The sequence below is a fragment of the Nocardiopsis sp. NPDC006938 genome, from assembly GCF_042869555.1.
Classification (GTDB): domain Bacteria; phylum Actinomycetota; class Actinomycetes; order Streptosporangiales; family Streptosporangiaceae; genus Nocardiopsis.
Window position 1 is genome coordinate 36,316 of the sequence record NZ_JBIAGA010000025.1, and the last position, 18,549, is coordinate 54,864.

Consider the following 18,549-nt stretch of genomic DNA (forward strand, 5'->3'; position numbering starts at 1 on the left):
GGGTGGAGGGGGTCGGGCGGGGCTGTCCGGAGCCCCACCGTGCGGTTTCGACCCTAAGGGCACTATGGTAAAAAACCAAGCACACTTCCTAACATAAATTTACATAAGTGCACGACCTTCAAGCCACACCGTCGAGTGAATGGTTGAATGAGGCATGGCCAGAACCCCCGGACGCTTGTCCTCCACCGCCACCAGCGGCCACATCCTGGAGATGATCCGCACCGGCAGCGCCACCAGCCGCTCCGAGATCGCGCGGGCCACGGGGCTCTCCCGGCCGTCCGTGGCACTGCGGGTCACCGAGCTGATGGACGGCGGACTGGTGACCGAGGGGACCCGGGCGGCGTCCAGCGGAGGCAGGCCGCCCACGCTCCTGGAGTTCAACGCCGCCAGCGGGCTGATCCTCACCGCCGCCCTGGGCATGGCCCGCAGCCAGGCCGCCGTGTGCGACCTCGACGGTCGGGTGCTCGTGCGGACCCCCGGCTCGCCCAGCATGGAGCAGGGCCCGGACGCCACCGTCCCCTGGTTCCTCGACACCTGGTCGCGCCAGATCCGCGAGCTGGGCCGCTCGCCGGAGGAGGTGCGCGGCGTGGGCATCGGCCTGCCCGGCACCGTGGAGTTCCACGCGGGCCGGGCCGAGGACCGGCCCTTCCTCGGCAAGTGGGCCGGGGTGGAGCTGGCCCCCCTGGTCCGCGAACGCTTCCCCGTGCCGGTGATGGTCGACAACGACGTGAACGTGATGGCGCTCGGCGAACACGTCGCGGGCGGGCACGGGCCCACCGACGACATGGTGTTCGTGAAGGTCTCCACGGGGATCGGCGCCGGTCTGGTCTCCGGCGGGCGGCTGCTGCGCGGGGCCCTGGGCGCCGCCGGAGAGATCGGCCACGTCCCCGTGCGCGACGGCGGCGGGCTGCCGTGCCGTTGCGGCAACACCGACTGCCTGGAGGCGGTCGCGGGCGGTCGTCGGCTGCTGGTGGAGGCCGCCGAGCGCGGCCGCGAGGTGGCCGGGCTCCAGGAGCTGGTGGCCCTCGCTTCGGAGGGCGACCCCGTGGCGGTCACCCTGGTGCGCGGAGCCGGGAGAAGGCTGGGCGAAACCCTGGCGGGCGCGGTCAATCTGCTCAACCCCGAGCTCATCGTGCTCGGCGGCGACCTGTCGCAGGCCTACGACCACCTGGTGGCGGGCGTGCGCGAGGTCGTGTTCCAGCAGTGCACGGCCCTGGCGACCCGCCAGCTGAGGATCGTGGCGAGCGCCCTGTGGGACGACGCCGGGGTGCGGGGGTGCGCGGCGATGGTCAGCGAGGAGATCCTCTCGCCGGAGGCCGTCAACGGACTCCTGGCCGGATAGGGCCGCGTGCCGCGCCCGACCGTGCGTCTCTCCGTCGAGGCGCTGGCCACGCGGCCCTCCACCAGGGCGCGCGTTGTCCACAGGCTGTGGACGACGATGTTTACCCGGATCGGTGCCGGGCAAGCGGTACACAGGCCGAACTGTCGGCCCTGCCCCCGTCTGACCTGCGAGGGCGCCGCGTCCGCGAACGCCCGTTCCGTCACGACACTTGACAACTCGTACCGATCTGCCGAATAGTCACGCACCCGAGTACCGGCTGGCACTCGGGCACCCTCCGTCACCCCCGCACCCGCCGCCCCCGTCAACACCGTGGCCATGTCCCGTGCGGACCACCGCCCGGAAAGGTCTCCCGTACACATGCTGTTCGACAACCCCGCCGTGCTCGTCGTGATCGGCGCCGGGATCAGCCTGGTCACCAGCGTGGTGGTCACCGCCCTGCACTCCCGGCAGATCCGCCGCGCCGAACTGCGCACCGGCACCCGCACCTCGGCCCGCAACCTCACCAGCGCCTTCATCGCCGAGCGCGACGGCACCGGCAACGGGGCCGACTTCCTGCGCGAGGCCGAACTCACGGTCATGTCGATGACCGACCGCAGGGCCCGGGAGCGGCTCAGCGAGGTGGTCCGTCTGCTGCGCGAGCACGACCTGCCCGAGGTCCAGCAGCTCAGCGGGGTCAACGCCACCACCGCCAAGCGCGTCCTGTGCGACCACGCACTGGACGTGCTCGGCGCCCACCTGCGCGCCGACCGCCTGCCCGAGGTTCCCGCCCTGGTGCGCAAGATGCTCAGCGTCGAGGAGGAGGCCCTCAGCATCCACTCCGGCGAGGCCCCCCGGCCCAGCGAGCCCATCGAGAAGAGCCAGGTGACCCCCCGCCCACGCCACACCGGCACCGCCAAGGGCTCCGCCGGCACCGGCGCCAGCGGCGGATCGGGCACCACCGCGCGCAAGAGCGCCAAGAGCCCCAGAACCACCGCCAAGACCAGCGGAAAGAGCGGTGGCCGCGCCTCGACCACCACCGCCGAGGCCTCCGAGGAGAAGAAGGAGAAGGAAAGCGGGTTCTGGGACGACTGACCGTCGTCACGCGACCGATCGCCCCGGGCCGCGAAAGCCGCCCAGAAGCGACAGCGTCGAACCTTCGCGCCAAAGGCCGTGCCACCGACCCGAAACCGCAGATCACCGGCGAGTCGGACGCGGCTTCGGGCGGAACGGATGAGACAGTCGGACAGGTAAGCCGCAGACGTCTGTCACCCGGCGAAGGAATTGTACGGCGCAATTGTGGTCAGGAACCGCGCGCATGGACAACCCGAGCACGCACTCAGCGAGATCTTCACCTAGGATCACTGCCACGCGCGGGTTCCGGTGTTCTTGGCGACCCCTCTCCGCTGGCGTCCCGGCTCTCCCCCCTGCCTCGGCTCCCCCCTGCGGCGATCTTTCGGTCAGGATTCCGGCCTGCCCGCGTGTTTCTCCCGTTCGACCCCCGCCCTCCCCCGGACTCGGACGCGTGGCCCTGCTGGGTCGGTGTCCGGCCGTTGGCACGCCCAGCTGTCCGAACTCACCGAGATTGTCACGATGCCCGCTGACGAGAACTCCGCCGATCCCGGCGCGGACCACACACCAGACGAGAACTCCGAGTCCGCTTCCCCGCCTGGAGGGGGCACGACGGACTCCACCGAGCAGGACGCCGTCGAGCCGGACGCCGAGGAGCCTGACGTGAACAGGGACGAAGCGGAGGGGACCGGTCCCGACGAGACCGGTCCCACCGAACCGGAGCCGCACGCCGAATCCGCGGCGGGTGACGAGGTCGGCGAGCGCGAGACGAGTGCCGAGGGGGCGGTCCCCGGAGCGGAGCAGCCCGGTGACGGGGGCGACGCGCCGGAGACCGTGGTCATCGACGTCGATGCCCCGGTCGCGACCGGGGCGAAGAGCACCACGGCTGACTCCGACGGAACCGAGCCGAGGTCGGACGCCGCTGAGGCAGCCGACGGCGCCGGAGCCGCCGGGACCGACGACGAGCCCGGGGCCGCCGAGGGAGACGGGGACGCTGACTCCAGCGGGGCCACCGGGACCGACGATGAGCCCGAGGCCGCTGGGACCACCGACGCACCCGAGGCCACCGACACCGCGGGTGGCACCCGGGACGACGAGACCACTGGGGGCTCAGAAGCCGCCGAAGGCAACGGAGACGCTGACTCCAGCGGGGCCACCGACGCACCCGAGGACACGGACGACGCGACCACCGGAGCCGCTTCGGCCGCCGGTGCGGACGGCGCCCCGGACTCCGACGAGGACGCCGACACCCGACCCGGACCGGACGCCGCACCCGAGAACGCCGACGCGGCCGCCGCGACGTCGGCTCGGGGGAACAAGCGCAAGCGCAGCAGGCTGCGCCGGGTCGTCATGTGGACCTCCGCCTCCCTGGCGCTGATTCTGCTGGCCGGGGTGGGCACCGCCTACGCCTACTACTACTCGCTGCGTTCCGACATGGTGCAGCACGACATCGAGGCCCTGCTCAGCGACGAGGAGCGGCCCGACAAGATCAGCGACGCCGTCAACATCCTCTTCATCGGGTCGGACGGCTACGAGGAGGACAGCCCCGCGTACTCGACCGAGTTCGAGGGTGAGCGTTCCGACTCGCTGATGCTCGCGCACATCTCGCCCGACAACCGCGTCTCGGTGGTCAGCTTCCCGCGTGACTCACTGGTGCAGCTGCCCCAGTGCGAGGCCTACGGCCAGACCGAGGGCACCTACGGCTACTTCGGCATGATCAACGCCGCGATGTACCACGGCGGACCGCCCTGCGTGGTGCGGACCATCGAGTCGCTGACCGACATCCGGGTCGACCACTTCGTCCACCTGAGCTTCGCGAGCTTCCGCGACGTCGTGAACGCCATGGGCGGGGTGGACATGTGCATCCCCGAACCCATGCAGGACCGTCGTTCGAAGCTCGACCTCCCCGCCGGGGAGCAGACCCTCGACGGCGACCAGGCGCTGTCGTTCGTCCGGGCGCGCTACGACATCGGTGACGGCGGCGACATGGGGCGCATCGACCGGCAGCAGATGTTCCTGGCCGCGCTCGCCGACCAGGTGACCAGCAGTGACGTGTTGAGCAGCCCGAGCAAGCTCAACGGCATCCTCCAGGCGGTGGCCCAGCACAGTGCCACCGACCGTGAGCTGTCGTTGGACCGGATGCTGTCCATCGCCGTCACCATGGCGGACGTCGACCTGTCCGACATCGAGTTCCACACCGTGCCCTGGTACCAGGCGCCGTACGACCCCAACCGGGTGATGTGGCACGAGGCCGAGGCCGCCGAGCTGTTCTCCGCCGTGCGTGAGGACCGCCCGCTGCCCGCGCTCCTCGCCGACGACGCGCCCGGCCCGCAGGAGCACGTGATGGACGAGCCGACCCCGGTCGACCCCAGCCCCGAGGCGGGTGCGGGGGCCGCGTCTCCGTCTCCCTCGGCCCGCCCGGGCGAGGGCCGCGACGCCACGTCCAACCCGTGCCAGGACGGTCTCGGATTCGGCACCGGCGAGGAGGGCTGGTAGCCGATCCTCGGCGATGCGCCCCGGGACACAGGCGCGGAGGCCCCCGTCACCAGTGGTGACGGGGGCCTCCTTCTGTGCCCCTGGCAGGGCGGGTGCCTCGGGCGGCGGGAACTCTGACGGTCCGCTGGTTCGTGCCGGGAAACCCCCACAGTCCCCACTGGCACCACGGTCAGCGGAAGCGGTTCCGCTCACCGCCCGAGGCGTGGTGCGCCCGCCACGACCGGCGGGCGCACGTTCGTGGGCCTACAGGCCGAGCGGGAGCTCGGCGGTCAGGTCACCGACGGGCAGGTCGTTGACGGGCAGCTGCCCGGTGGGCAGTTCGGAGGCGAGGGGCAGCGGGGCGACCTCGGGCTGGCCCAGCTCGGGCAGCCCCTGGACGTCGACCAGGCTGCCGCCGGTGGTCTCGGTGGCCCCACCGGCCACGTCGACGATGTCGCTGGCCCCCATCGAGCCGACCTTCTCGCCGAGGCCGCTCACTCCGTGCAGGCCGCCGTCCAGGGCCGGGTCGACGAGCTCCAGGCCCTCGACGCCGGACATCGGCAGGGTCTCCTCGACTCCCAGTCCGCTGACCGCGCCGCGGACGTCGGCCACAGTGTCCGTGACGGCGTCCTCGGCGGCGCCCACCACCTGGAGCTCCGCGGGGGCGGACATCGGCAGGGTGTTCTTGACGTCCCTGGGCAGCAGGGTGGTGAGCCCGCCGGTGAGGTCGGCGTTCTCACCGGCGTCGAGGCCGACCGGGTCGCTCATCGGAACGGTCTCACCGAGCTGGCGGACGTCCAGGTCGTCCAGGCCGACCACGTCGAGACCGGGCTCGTGCAGGCCGCTCTTGGCGCGGCCGCCCAGCTCGGTGACGGTGTCGTCGACGACGGCGGTCCCCCCGGCGAGGTCGACGGGAGCGCTCAGCGGCAGGGTCTGGTCGCCGCCAAGGCCACCACCGAGGCTGTCGAGCAGGCCGGTTCCGCCGAGCAGCATGGAGATCGGGTCGACCGCGCCGCCGGCCTCACTGAGCGGCAGGGTGTCGGTGGCGGTGCCGAGGTCGAGCGGGCCGACGTTACCGGCGTTGTCCCCGCCGGTGGTGATCGGGGTGTTGGTGGAGAGGGCGTCGCTGGAGACGGTGTCGCCGACCACGGTGCCCACGGGGTCGCTCTGGCCGGACTGGTGCTGGAGCTCGGGCTGGGCGGAGATCTCGCCGGGCTCGACCTTGACCAGGTCGCCGAGCGGGGTGGAGACGCCTTCGGTCAGGGCGCTGGGGACCTGGGTGCCGAGGTCGCCCAGGGGGAGCTGGTCCGTGACACCGCCGAGCGTGTCCGCCCCGGCGACGCCGGCGCCGAGGGCGACGAATCCGGCGGTCCCGGCGGCCAGCAGGAGGGTCCGAGCAGAGGTACGGGCGGTGTGGAACATGAGAGTCCTTCCGGGGTGAGCGTGTGTTCTGTTCGCGGGGGCGCGACGGAGCGGGTGTCGTGCCCCGTCGCGTCGGACCTTCTCCCTGGCCGGGGGCGTCGGTCCTGAGGTGGTGCGGGCGAGCTCTCCGGTCGGCGAACCCGTGCGTCCCTGGTGGGGGCGAGTGGGTTCGATCCGGATTCAGTCGGTCGGTCTGGCGGACCACCGGCTGACGTGAACCTCGCGTTCGAGGTGCGGGGTTCACGTCAACCCCCAGAAGGTCACCGAGTGTTGGTGCCGCTGGGACGGGTGTGGCTGGAGAAGCCGTGCCGGGTTGGTCGCGTGCGGCGCGGGACGCTCAGGGCGTGCGGCGCGGGACGCGGTCCGGTGGTCCGCTAGTCCGGAGAGAAGGTCGGCTCGTCCGCGGAGTCGGCGGGGGCCGAGCGCAGGACGTGCCGGGCGGCCTCGAACAGGCCGGGGGCGGGCGCCGGGGCGCCGGTGACGGGCAGGAACCCGGCGACGGCGGGCGCGGCGGGGGCCCCGCCGGAAGCGGGGGCGGTGCCGCCCGCGATGGCGGTGGGCGACTCGGCGGAGCGGGGGGCGGTGTCCATGGCCCGGTCGCGGTCGTCGGAGTCGGTGGCCGGGGACTCGGCGGTGCCGTGTTCCCGCGCCTCGACCAGGGCCCGCGCGGCGGGCGGCTGGGCGTGCGCGTCCCGCTCCTGCGACGCCTGGGCGTCCGGCTCTCGGGTGTTCCCGCCCTGGTCGGCGGGGGTCTCGTCTTCGGTGCCCGAGACGGGTTCGGTAACCCGGGCGGGATCGGTGGAGACCAGTTCGGTCAGGTGGTCGGGGTGCGCGAGGGAGGTCTCCCTCACCGCGTCCCGGACCTGCTGAACGGGAACGGAGGCCTCGGCCTCGACCGCGCGGGCGGCCTCGGAGGCCCCGCCCACCGCACCCGTGGCGTGCCGGGTGGCGTGTTCGCCCACGCTGGTGACCGCGCCGCCGAGGGAACCCCCGAGCGACTCGGTGCCCGACATCAGTCCGGAACCGCCCACCACACCGGAGGTGAGGGGGTTGTCGGCTCCGGGCAGCTCGGAGGAGTGCGCGGGGGCGGCCCAGGCGAGCCACACGGTGAAGAGGATGCCGGTGAGCAGTCCGGCGAGCGTGAGGGCCCGCCGGAGTGGTTCCGGGCACACGGCGGGACGGACGCCTGTGGCGCCGACCGTACCGTGGTATCCAGACACCGGGGGCTTCCTTCCGCCGTGTGAGCCGGTCCGCTCCGATGGGGCACGGGAGGGACGAGCGGGCTCGTGGGGTTCGTGTGATCGTCACCCCGGAACGAGGGGGTGCGAGGGGCTGGGCGCGAGGTCACAGAATGCCTTCCTGCGCCGACTGACCGTGACGTTAGCATGAATTGCCGGGCCGCTGTCCTCGATTCCCGGGGAATTCTCCGTCCCTCGAACAAGCTTCCTAACTGCAAGATGTGGCAAACCGGGAAAAAACCAACGACAATTCGAGTATTAGCCCTCAACCCCTCAACGGCTCTGCGGAGGTTGAACCACACATGACCAAGATCCCCCAGAGCCACCGGTGGTCCCCGAAGTCCCTGGACGAGCTCATCTCGGAGGTGCACTCCCAGATGAACCCGGGGCTTTCCGCCCAGGGGAGGATGCACTCACTGCTCCAAGCCGTCCTGGACATCGGTGGTGACCTGGATCTGGCGACCGTACTCCGACGGCTCACCGAGGCCGCCGCGCACCTGGCCGAGGCCAGGTTCGCCGGGCTGGGCGTGATCGGCGAGGACGGCGGTTTCACCGAGTTCATCCCGGTCGGGTTCACCCGGGCGCAGGCCGAACGCATCGGCCGGTTCCCGCACGGCAAGGGAGTGCTGGGCACCCCCTCGTTCGAGCAGGCCACCCTCCGGCTGGCGGACCTGCGCGACCACCCCGACTTCGGCGGTTTCCCGGAGGGCCACCCCCGGATGTCGAGCTTCCTGGGCGTACCGATCCAGGTGCGCGGCGAGGTGTTCGGCAACCTCTACCTGACCGAGAAGGAGAACGGCGGGGAGTTCGACGAGGAGGACGAGACCATCGTGACGGCGCTGGCCACCGCGGCCGGTGTGGCGATCGAGAACGCCCGCCTCTACGAGGAGACCCGGCTGCGGGAGCGCTGGCTGGCCGCCTCCACGGAGATCACCACACGGCTGCTCTCGGGGTCGGACGGTGACGAGGTGCTGGCCTACCTGGCCGCCCAGGCCAGGGAGATCGCCCGCGCCGACACCGCCGTGGTGATGCTGCCGGACCCGCACGCGCGCGGGCACCTGTTCGCGGAGATCGCCGACGGGCCGATCGCCCAGGAGATTCTCGGCACCCCGGTGGAGATCCAGGACTCCGCGTGCGGGCAGGTGTACGCGTCGGGCGAGGCCGTGGCCATCCCGGACCTGCGCCAGGCGAACTGCCCCATGCTCACCCACCGCGGCTACGGACCCGGCCTGCTGGTGCCGCTGGGCACCCCCGGCAACACGCGGGGGGTACTGCTGCTCGGCAAACTGTCCGACCGCGCGCCGTTCGACTCCAACATACGGAGGATGCTCAACGCGTTCTCGGTCCAGGCGGGGGTGGCGTTGGAGCTGGCCGAGGCCCGGCGGGACAGCGAGCGGATCGTGGTCCTGGAGGAGCGGGACCGGATCGCCAAGGACCTGCACGACGTGGTGATCCAACGGCTGTTCGCGTCGGCGATGACCCTCATGAGCACGGTGCGGCTGATCGACTCGACGGAGGCCGAGGAGCGCGTCCAGCGCACCATCGACGAGCTGGACGGCACGATCCGTGAGATCAGGTCGACCATCTTCGACCTCCAGCACCCGCCGAGCAGGCGCGACACCTCGCTGCGGGAGCAGATCCTGCGGTTGTCGGAGAACACCGCGCACAGCCTGGGCTGCCACCCGGGGGTGAGCCTGGACGGCCCGATCGACGCGTCCGTGCCCGACGAGGTCGGTGAACAACTGCTGGCCGTTCTGGGTGAGGGGCTGACCAACGTCGCCCGGCACGCGCGGGCCACGGAGGTGCACGTCTCGGTGACGGTGGAGGAGCGGTCGGCCACGGGCCGCCCCACCGCCCTCACGCTGACGGTGACCGACAACGGGGTGGGGCTGCCCGAGGGCGGCCGCCGCAGCGGTCTGCGCAACCTGGAACAGCGGGCCCAGGCCCTGGGCGGCGGGTTCAGCGCGGGCCGGGGCGAGGACGGCGGCACCGTGCTGGTGTGGCGGGTGCCGGTGCCGGAGTCCGAACCGATCGGTTGAGACCGGCGGCGGACCGGCCCCGGGCCTGGGAGGCCGGTCCGCCTGAGCCGGGTGCGGGGGGCTGGCCCCCGGCGGGACAGGTCCGCCGGGGCCGGGACGGGCGAGGGCTGACGGGCCCCGCTCAGGCCGTGCCGAGCGCCTCCGTGGGGTGCTGGGCGGCGGCCCGCAGCGCGGGCACGATCCCGGCAACCGCGCCGATCACGATGGTCGCGACCACCGCGCCCGCCCCCGCCCACCAGGGCAGGGCGACCGGCCAGCCGCGCAGCAGCGCGTACCCGGCCGTCGCGACGGCGCCCAGCACCACCCCGAACACGCCGCCCAACGCGGAGAGCGCCATCGCCTCCACCAGGAACTGTCCCCGGATGTCGCGGCGGGTGGCGCCCAGGGCGCGCCGCAGCCCGATCTCGCCCCGGCGTTCCAGCACGGAGATGACCATGGTGTTGGCCACCCCCACCCCACCCACGAGCAGGGCCACCCCACCCAGGCCCAGCAGCAGCCCCTGGAAGGTCTGGTCCGCGGCCTGCTGCGCCTCCAGCGCGTCCGAAGGCCGGGACACCTTCACCTCGTTCGGTTTCTCGGGGTTGGCGTTGCGGCCCACGTCGTCGCGCACCCGCTCCACCTGCGCCGGGTCGACCCGCACGTACACGGTGGAGGCCTCCCCCTCGGCCCCGAGCACCTCCTCGGCGACGTTCTGGCCGACCAGCGCCGCGTTGTCGAGCTCCGGCGCGAGCTCGGCCCGCTCCAGGACTCCGACCACGGAGAAGTAGGTGTCGCCGATGAGCACCAGGGTGTCCGGGGTGATCCGCTCGACGCCCAGGCGCCGGGCCGCCGAGGCGCCGAGGACGACCGCCGGGTGGTCGGAGGTGGCCTCGTTCAGCCAGGTGCCCTCGCCCACCCGCGCGCGGACGGCCTCCACCAGGTCGAGGTCGACCCCGTAGGTGGTGATTCCGCCCGACTCGCCGCGCGGCACGAGGTCGCTCCGGTAGACGTTGGCGCCGCTCACCTGCTCGACCTGCGAGGTGTGCTCGACCTCCGGCATCCGGTCGATCCGGCCCCGAGCCTCCGGAGGGAGTGTGGCGTCTCCGCCGAAGAGGTCGCTGCCGGGGGCGACGGTCACCAGGTTGGTGCCCAACCGGGCGATCCGCTGGTCCAGTTCGGCCTGGCCGGAGGAGGAGACGCCCACGACGGCGACCATCGCGGCGATCCCGATGGCGATGCCCAGGGCGGAGAGGACGACGCGGGTGGGCCGGGCGCGCAGCCCGCTCGACCCGGTGCGCAGCCGGTCGGGCAGCGAGAGGCGGGCGGGGCGCAGCGGTGTCCTCCGGTCGCGCCACCGTTGGAGAGGGGTTCTCACCGCTCCGCCTCCGCCCGTCGCCGGGTCCGCCCCGGTGGGTCGGCGGTCTGGGGTGCTTCGGGGCCCTCGGGGGTTTCCGGGGACTCCGGGGCCTCGGTGGCGCGCGCAACGGCAGAGGAACCAGAGACTCCCGGGACACCTGGGCCGCTGGTGAGACCGGTGACCCCTGGGGCGCCCGCGCCCGAGTCGGACACCACCCGGCCGTCGCGCACCTCGACCCGGCGCGGCAGCGAGGCGGCCAGCTCACGGTCGTGGGTGATCACCACGACCGTCACCCCGTCCTCGTTCAGCTCTCCCAGCACCCGCATCACGGCCTCACCCGAGGCGGTGTCCAGGGCCCCGGTGGGTTCGTCGGCCAGGAGCAGCGGCGGCGATCCCACGACGGCGCGGGCGATCGCCACCCGCTGTTTCTGTCCACCGGAGAGTTCGTGCGGCCGGTGCCGGGCCCGGTCCGCCAGCCCCACCCGTTCCAGTGCCCGGTGGGCCCGGCGCAGCCGTTCCCTGAAGGGCGCCCCGGAGTACAGGAGTCCGTCCGCCACGTTGTCCACGGCCCGCACGTTGGGCGCGAGGTGGAACTGCTGGAACACGAACCCGATCCTCCGCGCCCGCAGCGCGGCGAGCTGGTCGTCCGACAGGGACCCGACGTCGTGATCGAACACGCGCACGGTTCCTGCCGTCGGGGCGTCCAGGGTGCCGAGCAGGTTGAGCAGGGTGGACTTTCCCGAACCGGAGGGGCCGACGATCGCGAGCAGCTCCCCCCGTTCCACACGCAGGTCCACCCCGTCCAGCGCCCGCACTCCGCCCGGATAGTGGCGGCTCACCCCGGTGAACTCCACGGCGGTCATTCGGGGACCACCACCTCGGTGCCCGCGTCGATGCCGTCACCGGTCACCTCCACCAGGCCGTCGGAGAACCAGCCGGTCTCCACGGAGACGTCGCGCACCGTCCCGTCGCCGCCGACCACCGACATCCCGTATCCGCCGCCGGAGAGGGCGATGAGCGCGCCCACCGGTGCGGCGAGCACGTCCTCGCGGGAGTCCCCCCGCGCGCGGATCTTGACCGGCGCCCGGTCGAGGAAGTCCTCGGCCCCCTCACCGTCCTCGTCCAGGGCCACCAGTACCTCCACGGTCGGTGTGCCCTCTCCACCCGTGCCCGCCTCGTCCTCCTCGACCTTGGCGACGTCGGCCACGGACTCCACCTCGCCGGTGACCGTCCCGCCTCCGGGCATCTCCACGGTGACCTCGTCGCCCTCGTTCAGGAGGTCGCGGTCGCCCACCTTGAGGTCGACCCTGACCACACGGCGGGTGGACGCGGTGGTGAGCAGGGGCGTGGCCGGGGCCACGTTCTCGCCCACCGCCGCTTCGTGTCCGGTCACCCGGACCGGGCCGGAGGTGTACCAGATCTGGTCCGGCCCGACGGTGCCGGTGACCTCCATGCCGTCGGTGTCCCGCTGCCAGCGCTTCACGGCCTCGGCGGTGAGCCACGTGTACTCGTCGTCGACGGTGAACCCGCCGTACCCGAGCTCGGCGAGGGCCTGCTCGAACTGGCGCACGTCCGGCCCCTTGGAACCGGGTTCCAGTGTGCGGTAGGCGGGTGTGTCGCCCCGCAGCAGGATGACGGGGCGGCCGTCGACCTCCCAGACGCGCTGTCCGGCGGAGCGTTCGGTGCCCTCCTCGGGGAGCCAGGTGAGCACGCCGTCCGAGCGCGAGAAGAACGAACCGCCGCCCGCGTAGCCGAGGGTGCCGTCCAGCCGTTCCTCCCGGAGCAGGGTGGTGCGTTCGACGGTGGCGGTGGCCGCCGGTGCCGTCGGTGTCTCCTCCTTGGGGCCCTGCGGCCAGCCCCAGACCGTGACCGCGGCTCCCGCGCACAGCACCGCGAGGGTCGCCAGTGCCGCGGCCAACCAGACGAAGCCGCGGCCGCGGCGACGGCGGGGGCGTTCCGCGTCGTCGGTCTCCTCCGGAAGGAGTTCGGTGTCCGTGCTCACGAGTCGCCCTCGGCCTCCAGCTCGACCACGCCCCCGGATTCGGCGTCGTCCGCGCCGGTGCAGGCACTGACCGCCGCCATGTGCTCGTCGTCGTCGGGGTCGATCGGGATCGCCAGGCCCATGCCGCGTTCGGGGTCCTCGATGTCGATGCCGTGTTCCCGCAGGCACTCGGCGATCCGGAGGTCGGCCTCGAACCGTTCCTCGTCGGTGAGGGGGTCCTCGTCCACGGGCAGGAGGGCGTCGCACTCCTCCATGGCCGCCAGCATCTCGTCGTCGGGTTCCTCCAGGGCGGGGAGGGCGATCATGCCGCCGTCCGGGTCGGGGTCGGGCATGTCGAAACCGGCGTCGCGCATGCAGGCCGCGTAGTCCAGCATCGCCTCCTCCATGGTCTTCTCGGAGGAGGCCTCCGAGTCGGCCGCGTCGCCCTCTCCGAGTACCCCGCAGCCGGTGGCCAACAGCCCGGCGGTCGCCGTGGCCACGGTTATGAGGGTCAGTGAGCGCATGTGGTCCTCCTGGTGCGGGCGCCGGTTCCGTCGGCGCCCTGGTCGGTGCACGACACATGTCAGCCGGGGCCCGGTTAGCCGGTGGTTAGGGTCCCGTGGTCTGTGCGGTCGCCCGTTCGCGCTGTGGTGGCGGGGTTAACCTCGGCCTAACCGGGCGGTCGATAGTGCTGGTCGGTCGGGACTTCCGGCGACCGGTTCGGGGCGAGGGGAACGCATGCGCATTCTGGTGGTGGAGGACGAGCCGGATCTGGCGGAGACCGTGGCCGAGGGGCTGCGCGGTGAGGGCATGGCCGTGGACGTGTGCCACGACGGCGACACCGGTCTGGAGATGGCCTCCGTGCACGACTACGACGTGGTGGTGCTGGACCGCGACCTCCCCGTCCTGCACGGCGACCAGGTGTGTCTGCGGATCGCCGAGGACCCCGGCGTGCAGGCCCGGGTGCTGATGCTCACGGCAGCTGGCGGGCTGGAGGACCGGGTGGACGGGCTCGACCTGGGCGCCGACGACTACCTGGCCAAGCCCTTCGCGTACCTGGAACTGGTGGCGCGGGTGCGGGCCCTGGGGCGGCGGGCGCGTCCGGCGGCGCCGCCCACTCTCAGTAGGGCGGGGCTGGTGCTGGACACCACGCGGCGGACCGCGACCCGGGACGGGCGGGCGCTCTCGCTCTCCCCCAAGGAGCTGGGGGTGCTGGAGGAGCTGTTGCGCGCCGACGGTGCGCCGGTGGCCGCGACCCACCTGATCGAGAAGGTGTGGGACGCCCATCTGGACCCGTTCAGCGGGGTGCTCAAGGTGGTGGTGCACGGGTTGCGCCGCAAGCTCGGCGCGCCTCCGGTGATCGAGACCGTGCCCGGTCACGGCTACCGGATCTGACGTGCCCGCCGCGACCGCCCCCGGAGCGGGGCCCGGGGCCGTCCACCGTACGGTCCGGCGTTGGCTGGGCCGGTTCACCGGCCTGACCCTGCGTACGAAGCTGGCCCTCGTCTACACGGGGGTCTTCGCTCTCGGCGGGGCGCTGCTGCTCACCGCCAACTACGCGATGGTCTCCGCGAGTCTGGAGCTGCGGGGGGTCGAGTTGTCGATGACGGCGGCGCTGCCCACCGACGATCCGGCGCGGACCCTCGTCGTTCCGGCCCCCACCGTTCCGGCTCCGACCGGGGAGAGGGCTCCGGCCGGAGAGTCGGCTCCGGCCACCGATTGGGCGGCGACCGAGGCCGAGCCCCTGGCTCTCCTGGTGGACGACTACCAGACGGGTGTGTTGTCGGATCTGCTCGTCAACTCGGCGCTGATCCTGGCGGGTGTCACCCTGTTGGCGGCGCTGGCCGGGTGGGTGATCGCGGGCGGGCCGCTCCGGCGCCTGCACCGGGTGACCGATGCGGCGCGCACCCTGTCCGAGCACGACCTGCACAGCAGGCTCGACCTGAGGGGCCCCGAGGACGAGTTCCGGGAGCTGGGCGACACCTTCGACGGGATGTTGTCGCGGTTGGAGCGGGCGTTCGACTCGCAGCGCCGGTTCGTCTCCAACGCTTCGCACGAGCTGCGCACGCCGTTGTCGGTGCAGCGGGCGGCGCTGGAGGTGCCGCTGGCCCAGGACAGGGTTCCCGAGGACCTGCGGCCGGCCTTCCGGAGGGCGCTGGATTCGGTGGCGCGCAGTGAGGCGCTGATCAACGGGCTGCTGTTGTTGGCGCGGTCTGATCGCGGGTTGGCGCGGACCGAGGTGGTGGACCTGGCCGCGGTGGCGGTGAACGTGGTCGGCCAGCAGGCGGGGGCGGCCGAGGAGGAGGGGGTCGACCTGCGCCTGGACGTGGAGCCCGCTCCGGCGGACGGCGACCCCGTGCTGTTGGAGCACCTGGTGCGCAACCTGGTGGAGAACGCCGTCCGGTACAACGCCGACGACGGGTGGGTGGAGGTGCGTGTGCGCACGGCGGCGGGGCGCACGGTGTTGCGGGTGACCAACTCCGGGCCGGAGGTGGGTGACGCGGAGGAGTTGTTCGAGCCCTTCCACCGTGGTGACGCGGTTCGGCTGCACCGGAGCAGGCCCGGGAGCGGGTTGGGGTTGTCCATCGTTCGTTCGATAGCGACGGCGCACGGTGCCCGGGCCACGGCGAGGGCGCGGCCGGATGGCGGGCTGGTCGTCACCGTGGGGTTCCCGGAGCTGTGACCGGTGCGGGGCGCGGGTCGGTCGTCGAAGCGTTGGCGTGCCTGACGTGGGTGGGGACGCTACGGCGACGGAAAGGGAGCTGTGACGAAACTACGTAACGAAAACGAACCCCGGCCAGAAACGCGATCCGGAGGGCGGGGGCCGTAACGTTTCTCGGACGGGTTGTCCACAGGCTGGGGACAAAGCGCGCTCGGCGCACCCTGTCGCCCCCGCTCCCGGTAGTGAGGCGGCGCGCGGGCGGACGGGTGGGCGCGGTGGTGATGACGGTGAGGCCGGGGCGAGGTCTGATGCCCGACGACTCGCGCGACGAGCCTCGGCGGCAGTGGATGCGCGGATCACGAGACCAATCCCCGCGCGCGGGGATGGCCCCGACCGGCCCTCTTCGACGCGGGCGATGATGTGCTGCCCCTCGCGCACGCGAGGTGGCGCGGGGCCCGGTGTGTGCCGGGCCCCGCTTGTGGTTGTCGGGTTAGATCGGGATGCCGATGTCGGGTGCCAGGCTCGCTCCGAGGGTTTCCAGGGTGGTCTGTCCGAGGAGGAGGGTGGCTGCGAGGGCGGTGGCGGGCCAGCCCCACCAGCGGCGGGGTGCACGGTGACGGCCCCGGGTGCGGACCGGTTCCGGCAACTCGACTCGGGCTTCGCGGGCCTTCTGTTCGCGGTGTTGACGGGCGACCTTGACCCAGTGCGGCACCGGTCCGTGTTGGAGCATGTACGCGACCCGGGGGTTGCCGTCCATCTGGCGGAGCAGTCGTTCCTGTCGGGCCTGGTGGGTCTCCTCCCAGGGCATCTCCGATCGGGAAGCTTCCGTCTGGGGTGCCTTCGCCTGGGGTGCCTTCGGCGGAACCGGGAGGGCCCGGTGCGGGCGCCCGGCTGGTCGGGTGAAGCGGTGGCCTCGGGGTGCGGTCAGGACCGACCGCACCTGAGCGCTGATGTGCTCAGTCATCGGGTGCCCCCAGTAGCGGCCAAGGCCGGGAGGGTGAACTCGGCCCAGGTGACGGTGCCCAGCCCCTCGCAGAAGGGGAAGTCCAGCACCGGCCGGAACCCCCACCGGGACGCGAGGTGCCCGACCATCAGCAGGCCCCGTCCGCGTTCGGCCTCCTCCCAGTCCTTGCGGGTGCGCCTGCGCGGAACCCTCGGGAGGGAGTCCACCATGGTGTCCGTCCTGGTGCCGTCGTCGATGATCGACACCCTCACCAGGCCCGGGACCGGTGCTTCCAGGGTGCGGACCACCCTGCCGTCCGGGGTCCTGTCCGGAGCGGGAGTGCTCGCAGGCGTTGGCGAACATCTCGCTGGTACACAACACCATCTCCTCCCGCACCTCGGCCGGTACCCCGGTCATGCGGTTGAGGTCGGTGTTCAGGTCGGTCCGGACTCGGCTGGTGTGGGAGAGCTGTCCGGGGTAGACCCGGCACTCCCACCGGGACTCAGCCGGGGGAGGGTTGTTCGTGTGGTTCAGGGCATGCGCGTGCGGCACAATAGCCATGTCGGCAATCGCTTTCTCTTCATCGGAGTGTGGGTTGTCGGCCTGCTCTGGGGGTGTTGGCTCACCCGCCAGAGCTTTTTTCGTGAACGCCTTGGTCAGGCTTCAGGCAGCGGTTGGGGGTTCCGGGTCGTGCTGGTGGTCGGCGCGGTGGCGCTGAGCCAGCAGCCGGAACAGTTCGGTGCGGCTGGGGGCGGTGATCCTCTCGAAGGGATCACCCTGGCCCGTCCAGCCGAGGGGGCGTCGGCCTACGAACACCTCGTTGGGGGGTGTTCCTTCGATGGTCGTCACCCAGTGGGTGTGCAGCAGTTCGGACAGCTCGCGTTCGAGGACCGGGAGTGTCTGCGTGGGGGTGTTCTGCCTCGGGACCGATCCCGGTACCGGCCTGTTGCCGGGAATCCGGGTGGGTGCGGGGTAGTCGTGCACGGCCTGGTCGATCAACTGCATGGCCCGTTCGGCGTCGCCTTCCTCCCGGGCGATCCGCAGCGCCTCCAGCACGAGAGGCATGCGGTTGCGCAGGGTGTGGTTGTGCCACACATCCTCCTGCGCGGGAGTCAGATACTCGGGAGCAGTCAGGGCGTTTTCAGCGCTTTCGAGCAGGTCCCTGGTGTCGATGTCCAACATCAGCACTCCACCTCATCCTTGCGACGCGGCTCGACGACCTCGGGGTGCTCGGGGTCATCGGTGTCTTCGGTGTCGATCTGCATCCACGGGTTGTCGGTGAGGTCGTAGGCCAGGAAGAACCACACCTGGCGGAACTTCGGGTCGCCGTTGTCGCCCCACCGGTCCGCGAGCGCGTCGATCAGCGCCAGACCCCGACCCGTCGCAGTTCCGGCTTCGATCTGCTCGAACGTGGCGGCGGTGAAGTTGCCCTTCTCCTGCGGGAGACGGCTGCCCTAGTCGCGGCAGATCAACGTCATCCCCTTCGCTCCACGGTCCACGGTGAGCGTGTAAGTGCTTCCGCGTTCGCTGGACTTGCTGTGGGCGATGGCGTTGTTGGCCAACTCCGATCCGAGGAGGGTGAACAGGAACTGGTATTCCTCGCACCGTTCGGCGGCGCTGGTGTCCAGGAACGCGCGGACCAGGGGCATGAGTCCGGGGAGTCCGGCGAAGGAGTACTGGCGTTTGCGGTAGGGGGGTCCCACGGTGCGGGAGAAGTAGTGGGAGTGGAAGGGCTTGATGAAACTCGCCACCGGAGCCACCACCTCACGGCGGGCCAGTTCGGGCGAGAACGGCGGAGCGGGCCTCACGAGGTCACCACCAAACGCCGTAGGCCAGCCAGGACGGCCCGCAGGACCTCCACCGGGACCGCGTCGATCGGCCGCCGGGGAGAAGGGATGACAGGGCTCCAGGAGCGGGACGGGTGGTGGCGGCGAGGGTTCGCGGCGAAGGCCCGCACACGGGCCGCCTGCCTAGGTGTACTGACCATGGAGGTTGAGTACAGCCCGGCAGTGATTTGACAGCAAGAGAGGGCCTCCGACATAGGTGTGGATTGTCTAGATCAAC

Annotated in this window: 16 protein-coding genes and 1 pseudogene; 6 read left to right on the plus strand and 11 right to left on the minus strand. The window is 72.0% G+C overall.

What is annotated here, in order from left to right; all coding sequences use genetic code 11:
* Nucleotides 1-154: 154 nt before the first annotated feature.
* From ACFYL4_RS25650 to ACFYL4_RS25660, 3 genes are all read left to right on the plus strand, one after another.
* On the plus strand, nt 155-1,342 hold the full coding sequence (locus ACFYL4_RS25650) for an ROK family transcriptional regulator (RefSeq protein WP_387521725.1): 1,188 nt from the start codon (nt 155-157) through the stop codon (nt 1,340-1,342).
* Between the two features lie 357 nt (nt 1,343-1,699).
* The gene (locus tag ACFYL4_RS25655) at nt 1,700-2,413 is read left to right on the plus strand and encodes a hypothetical protein (RefSeq protein WP_357764822.1); all 714 of its coding nucleotides are present in this window, start codon (nt 1,700-1,702) and stop codon (nt 2,411-2,413) included.
* Nucleotides 2,414-2,911: 498 nt separating this feature from the next.
* The gene (locus tag ACFYL4_RS25660) at nt 2,912-4,885 is read left to right on the plus strand and encodes an LCP family protein (RefSeq protein WP_387521727.1); all 1,974 of its coding nucleotides are present in this window, start codon (nt 2,912-2,914) and stop codon (nt 4,883-4,885) included.
* Between the two features lie 243 nt (nt 4,886-5,128).
* Here the strand turns inward: ACFYL4_RS25660 and ACFYL4_RS25665 are convergent, their stop codons facing one another.
* Together ACFYL4_RS25665 and ACFYL4_RS25670 are read right to left on the minus strand one after the other, a co-directional pair.
* Nucleotides 5,129-6,286, minus strand: a complete 1,158-nt coding sequence (locus tag ACFYL4_RS25665; protein ID WP_357764817.1) for a hypothetical protein — start codon at nt 6,284-6,286, stop codon at nt 5,129-5,131.
* 374 nt (nt 6,287-6,660) lie between these two features.
* A complete protein-coding gene (locus tag ACFYL4_RS25670; RefSeq protein WP_357764814.1) occupies nt 6,661-7,506 on the minus strand; it encodes a hypothetical protein in 846 nt (281 codons plus the stop codon).
* A 320-nt stretch (nt 7,507-7,826) separates the two neighbouring features.
* Between ACFYL4_RS25670 and ACFYL4_RS25675 the strand changes: the two genes are divergently transcribed.
* Nucleotides 7,827-9,563, plus strand: a complete 1,737-nt coding sequence (locus ACFYL4_RS25675) for a GAF domain-containing protein (RefSeq protein ID WP_357764811.1) — start codon at nt 7,827-7,829, stop codon at nt 9,561-9,563.
* Between the two features lie 121 nt (nt 9,564-9,684).
* Here ACFYL4_RS25675 and ACFYL4_RS25680 read toward each other — a convergent pair whose 3' ends face one another.
* The 4 genes from ACFYL4_RS25680 to ACFYL4_RS25695 are packed head-to-tail and all read right to left on the minus strand — an operon-like array spanning nt 9,685 to nt 13,404.
* Nucleotides 9,685-10,917 carry an ABC transporter permease gene (locus ACFYL4_RS25680; RefSeq protein ID WP_357764808.1) on the minus strand — a complete coding sequence of 411 codons (1,233 nt, stop codon included), beginning with the start codon at nt 10,915-10,917 and terminating at the stop codon, nt 9,685-9,687.
* Complete coding sequence (locus tag ACFYL4_RS25685) at nt 10,914-11,762, minus strand: ABC transporter ATP-binding protein (protein WP_357764805.1); 849 nt, start codon at nt 11,760-11,762, stop codon at nt 10,914-10,916. The genes ACFYL4_RS25680 and ACFYL4_RS25685 overlap by 4 nt, the downstream gene beginning before the upstream one ends.
* Nucleotides 11,759-12,901 (minus strand): peptidoglycan-binding protein, encoded by a 1,143-nt coding sequence (locus tag ACFYL4_RS25690; RefSeq protein ID WP_387521731.1) that lies wholly within the window; start codon nt 12,899-12,901, stop codon nt 11,759-11,761. The genes ACFYL4_RS25685 and ACFYL4_RS25690 overlap by 4 nt, the downstream gene beginning before the upstream one ends.
* Nucleotides 12,898-13,404 (minus strand): hypothetical protein, encoded by a 507-nt coding sequence (locus ACFYL4_RS25695; protein WP_387521733.1) that lies wholly within the window; start codon nt 13,402-13,404, stop codon nt 12,898-12,900. The genes ACFYL4_RS25690 and ACFYL4_RS25695 overlap by 4 nt, the downstream gene beginning before the upstream one ends.
* A gap of 214 nt (nt 13,405-13,618) precedes the next feature.
* Between ACFYL4_RS25695 and ACFYL4_RS25700 the strand changes: the two genes are divergently transcribed.
* Together ACFYL4_RS25700 and ACFYL4_RS25705 are read left to right on the plus strand one after the other, a co-directional pair.
* Entirely contained in the window at nt 13,619-14,275 is a 657-nt protein-coding gene (locus tag ACFYL4_RS25700) for a response regulator transcription factor (protein ID WP_357764797.1), read from the plus strand.
* Between the two features lies 1 nt (nt 14,276).
* The gene (locus ACFYL4_RS25705; RefSeq protein WP_387521735.1) at nt 14,277-15,563 is read left to right on the plus strand and encodes a sensor histidine kinase; all 1,287 of its coding nucleotides are present in this window, start codon (nt 14,277-14,279) and stop codon (nt 15,561-15,563) included.
* 469 nt (nt 15,564-16,032) lie between these two features.
* Here ACFYL4_RS25705 and ACFYL4_RS25710 read toward each other — a convergent pair whose 3' ends face one another.
* The 5 genes and pseudogenes from ACFYL4_RS25710 to ACFYL4_RS25730 form a co-directional block, all read right to left on the minus strand.
* Complete coding sequence (locus ACFYL4_RS25710) at nt 16,033-16,350, minus strand: hypothetical protein (RefSeq protein ID WP_387521737.1); 318 nt, start codon at nt 16,348-16,350, stop codon at nt 16,033-16,035.
* 152 nt (nt 16,351-16,502) lie between these two features.
* Nucleotides 16,503-17,046: pseudogene (locus ACFYL4_RS25715) on the minus strand (ATP-binding protein).
* A gap of 102 nt (nt 17,047-17,148) precedes the next feature.
* Nucleotides 17,149-17,667, minus strand: a complete 519-nt coding sequence (locus ACFYL4_RS25720; protein WP_387521739.1) for a hypothetical protein — start codon at nt 17,665-17,667, stop codon at nt 17,149-17,151.
* On the minus strand, nt 17,667-17,792 hold the full coding sequence (locus ACFYL4_RS25725; protein ID WP_387521741.1) for a hypothetical protein: 126 nt from the start codon (nt 17,790-17,792) through the stop codon (nt 17,667-17,669). Before ACFYL4_RS25725 ends, ACFYL4_RS25720 begins: the two co-directional genes overlap by 1 nt.
* 147 nt (nt 17,793-17,939) lie before the next feature.
* Nucleotides 17,940-18,293 carry a hypothetical protein gene (locus ACFYL4_RS25730; RefSeq protein WP_387521743.1) on the minus strand — a complete coding sequence of 118 codons (354 nt, stop codon included), beginning with the start codon at nt 18,291-18,293 and terminating at the stop codon, nt 17,940-17,942.
* Nucleotides 18,294-18,549 lie beyond the last annotated feature (256 nt).